Source organism: Sulfuriflexus sp., from assembly GCF_032250955.1.
Taxonomy (GTDB): domain Bacteria; phylum Pseudomonadota; class Gammaproteobacteria; order AKS1; family AKS1; genus Sulfuriflexus.
In genome coordinates, this window is sequence record NZ_JAVVES010000114.1 from 1 (window position 1) to 4,042 (window position 4,042).

A 4,042-nucleotide genomic window follows, 5' to 3' on the forward strand; every position below is an offset into this window, starting at 1 on the left:
CCCCCTTATGGGCCGATTTTTTTTCCTCTTGATTAAAGAAGCATTAATACACTTAAGAAAAGTACACTAATAAATACGGGCAAAACTCGCTTGTAGATGTGGTATTCGTTAAGTAGAAGTACATATTTTCAATCAGTTATAAGCACTATTAGCATTTAATCCTTGATTGCTGATGTATTAGGTTGTAATCAAAGAAAAAACACGTTAATAATGTTGCTACCCTTCTGAGGGTAAGTTGTAGAAGGATTTTACTGCACCGTTAGCCAGCGACTTCAGGCAGCCGGTGAATTTTGACATTGGTTAGCTGAGTGCAGGCTGTTGCTTAACGGGCAGTAAGCGCAAGGAGGATCCGTAATGGATAAACCACGATCAGCACTATCAACAACCGCCTCTCTCTACCCGGCTTGTAGCCCCACGCCGTTTGCGCATAAGAACTCAAGTACGGGCACAGTGGTCAGCCTGCAACCGGATAATTCTCACCATCAACTGAATTACTTGCCCACGACCCCGCGTAGTCAGCAGAACAAGGTATCAGAGGCCTCCCCTGAATACTTTGTCGACAAGTTGATGACCGAAATACTCCATGAACTAAAACAGCCGCTGACAGCGATTTCTCTCCTGTCCGAATCAGCAAGAAGAAGGGTCTCAGCGAGCAAGGAGGGCATGCACGACATTGAACATTCATTACAGAATATTGGAATCCAGGCAAAACGAATCAGCAAAATGATTCGCGGCTTACAGCGTTTTTCGACTGAAAATACACTGCAGACAGAAACCGTCTCAATTGAGGGCATGATGCAGGAGGTGATTGAACTAATCGATGTTGAAGCCAGACTGAATAATGTGAATATAGTCATAGATCTCGAAAAAGGACTCGAGCTCGAGATAGACAAGATTCTCATGGAACAGGTATTTATTAATCTTATAAGAAATGCCATTGATGCCCTGAAGGACGTAAGTGCAGAAAACAGGAAACTATTCATATATGCAGGTCGCCTGAATGATGAGGTAATTGTGAGCATTAAGGATAACGGCCCCGGAATGACTAGCGATCAGGCGGAGCATGCATTCGATACTTTTTATACCTCCAAGCCCGATGGGGTCGGCATGGGACTGGTTATCAGTCGGGACATCATTAAAGCCCATGGTGGAAATATCAGCTTTTGTACTTCGCCGAGCGAGGGTTGTACATTTTACTTGACACTGGGAACTGAAAAAAAGGAAGTTAAATATTATGAACGTTAAAGTACATATAGTTGATGACGATGAAACAATCAGGATTACACTCTCAGAACTTATGCAATTAGAAGGTATTGAAAGTGAAGTTTATTCCTGCGCCGAGGATTTTCTTGATGTTATAAATATGCAAGATAAAGGCTGCGTCCTCGTAGATATGCGCATGCCGGGCATGAATGGTCTTCAATTGTATGAAGAGATGGAGAGACGTTCGCTGTTTCTGCCTGTCATTATGATAACGGGGCATGCAGATGTAGATACCGCGGTAAAAGCCCTGAAGGATGGCATGCTGGATTTCATTGAGAAGCCGTTTGATAGTGACAAACTGCTGGCAACGGTAAAAAGCTGCCTGGCTAATTGTGTTGACTACCAGGAAAGATCACTTTATCGGGACAGGGTCGGGGAGCTGATCTCGCGGCTGACTAACCGGGAAAAGCAGGTCATGGAGCTTCTTGTCGATGGCTTGCAAAACAAGGAAATTGCGAGAAAGCTTAATATCAGTCCGCGAACTGTTGAACTGCATCGTGCGAAGGTGATGGAAAAACTTCAGGCGCATACTATTTCAGATGTCGTCCGTGCAGGCATGACAGCGTCAGAAGCAAATATGTACCAATAACAGGGGCATTCTGCTCAAGCCACTAATTTACCAATCGGTCATTCCATTATTCATCACCACCGTTATTCCGGCCGTGGCGAAGCGAAGGCCGAAATCCGGTGCAGGGCGTTTAAGGTATTCATGGATTCCCGCCTGCGCGGGAATGACGGGGATGGCGCAAGTCAAATTCTCCTGAATTACAGGTTCCACCCTTCACTCCACCAACCCACCTCGCACGCCACCAGTCCAGCCTGAACTCCACCAATTCACTAAGCAATCCACCCTGCCGTCATTTCGGCCGTGGCGAAGCGAAGGGTCGGAATCCAATGCATGACGCTTTAAGGTATTCATGGATTCTCGCCTGCACGGGAATGACGGTGCAGTGGATGCCTGCCTGCCCGGCAATGGCGACGGTAAAATAAATCAGCGTTTTCCTGAGGGGGGCAAAAGTACTTTTGCGTATTCAATAAAAGCGGCCCGGTATATAGCCTAGGCACCCAGTGATGCCGCGGATAAGGGAAGTACTGAAATGGGGAATGGCACAAGAAATATATTTTACTGGAATCCCATGCGAATACATGAGGAGTCCTTGGAGAGAATTGATAACAATCAATGGAATGTGCATTCTGCATATTCAGAATCAGATGCACTGGAATTGCTCGATAGGCATGACTATAAAGTCGGTCTGGCGCACATTGATTTCACAAACCCGAAGCAGGTACAGCAAACAGAAAATATTATTATTAGCAGTCACGCCGAGTGGGTGGCGCTTCTAGGTCAACAAGATCAACTCAAGCAGGAACAATGCAAAAAGGCGATATTGAATGGCTTTTACGACTATCACACCCTGCCAACGCAGTTAGGGATTCTCCTCAATACTCTCGGTCATGCCTATGGCATGTCTACTCTGAAAAAGAATTTTGCAGATGAAAACCTGTGTCTGCTGAATGAGGACGAGATGGTTGGCACGAGCCCTGCGATGAGAAGCCTGTTCTCGAATATCCGTAAGTTAGCCAGGGTGGATGCACCGGTATTGATTAACGGTGAATCCGGTACAGGCAAGGAACTGTCGGCGCTGGCCATTCATGAGCGATCCGGGCGCAGGAATGCTCCGTTTGTGGCTGTGAATTGCGGCGCATTGCCGGATAAGCTGATTCAAACGGAACTGTTTGGACATGAAAAAGGTGCATTTACCGGTGCTTACCAGCGTAAGATCGGCAAAATCGAGGCCGCGAGTGGCGGCACCTTGTTTCTGGACGAAATCGGCGACTTGCCGCTCGAACAGCAGACCAGCCTGTTGAGGTTCCTGCAAGAAAAAACAATCGAACGCGTAGGCAGCAGCAGTTCATTGCATGTCGATGTCAGGGTGATCGCCGCTACCCATGTGAACCTGGAACAGGCCATACAGGAAGGCCGTTTCCGGGAAGATTTATATTACCGCTTGAATGTGGTCAACCTGGTGGTGCCACCGCTACGCGAGCGCGTCGAGGATATCGAGGTACTGGCAAAGTATTTCTTTAACAAGTTTTACAGTGAGGCCGGCAATGGGGTAATCGGCTTTAGTCAGCAGGCATTACGGGCTATGAATGACTATACCTGGCCCGGGAATGTTCGCGAAATGATTAATAAAGTAAGGCGGGCCATGCTGATGTGCGAGAGTCGCTTGATCAGCGCAACTGATCTTGGGCTGGAAAGACGCTCGACGGGGAAACGTCGTATCCTTACTATTGATGCTGCGCGAAGCAATGCCGAGGTTGAAGCGATCATCAACAGTCTCAGACAATCAAGAAACAATATTTCACAGGCAGCCAGGACCCTGGATGTCTCGCGAGTGACACTTTATCGCCTGATGGAAAAGCACTCCATTTCAATCTAGCCGTATCTTCTCTCCCACAATCCAGCGGGGTCGGAGTCGCTGTCTACACATGCTTCTCACCAGCGGGGTCGGAGTCGCCGTCTACAGTAACTCTTGACCTGGTTGCCAACGTCGCGGCTTGCTGTTTCAGCGAACCATCACATTCACGCGACTCCGACCCCTTACTCCTAACGTCGCGGCTCGTTGTTCCAGTGAACCATCACGCTCGGCGACTCCTATCCCTTATCCTTATAACCACAAATGACGCAAAGTAACGCGAAGGGCTCTTCCCCAGATGTGGTGGGTAAGATTTACCGTATAACACCATCAGGATAAAGATCCAGTCCGCCAAGGTG

Annotated in this window: 3 protein-coding genes; all 3 read left to right on the forward strand. The window is 47.8% G+C overall.

All coding sequences use genetic code 11. From position 1 onward, the window contains the following. Positions 1–354 precede the first annotated feature (354 nt). The 3 genes from RQ738_RS13255 (at position 355) to RQ738_RS13265 (ending at position 3,707) form a co-directional block, all read left to right on the forward strand. Positions 355–1,245 carry a HAMP domain-containing sensor histidine kinase gene (locus tag RQ738_RS13255; protein ID WP_314165781.1) on the forward strand — a complete coding sequence of 297 codons (891 nt, stop codon included), beginning with the start codon at positions 355–357 and terminating at the stop codon, positions 1,243–1,245. Further along, positions 1,235–1,852 (forward strand): response regulator transcription factor, encoded by a 618-nt coding sequence (locus RQ738_RS13260; protein WP_314165782.1) that lies wholly within the window; start codon positions 1,235–1,237, stop codon positions 1,850–1,852. Before RQ738_RS13255 ends, RQ738_RS13260 begins: the two co-directional genes overlap by 11 nt. A 547-nt stretch (positions 1,853–2,399) precedes the next feature. Continuing rightward, a complete protein-coding gene (locus RQ738_RS13265) occupies positions 2,400–3,707 on the forward strand; it encodes a sigma-54 dependent transcriptional regulator (protein ID WP_314165783.1) in 1,308 nt (435 codons plus the stop codon). Positions 3,708–4,042 lie beyond the last annotated feature (335 nt).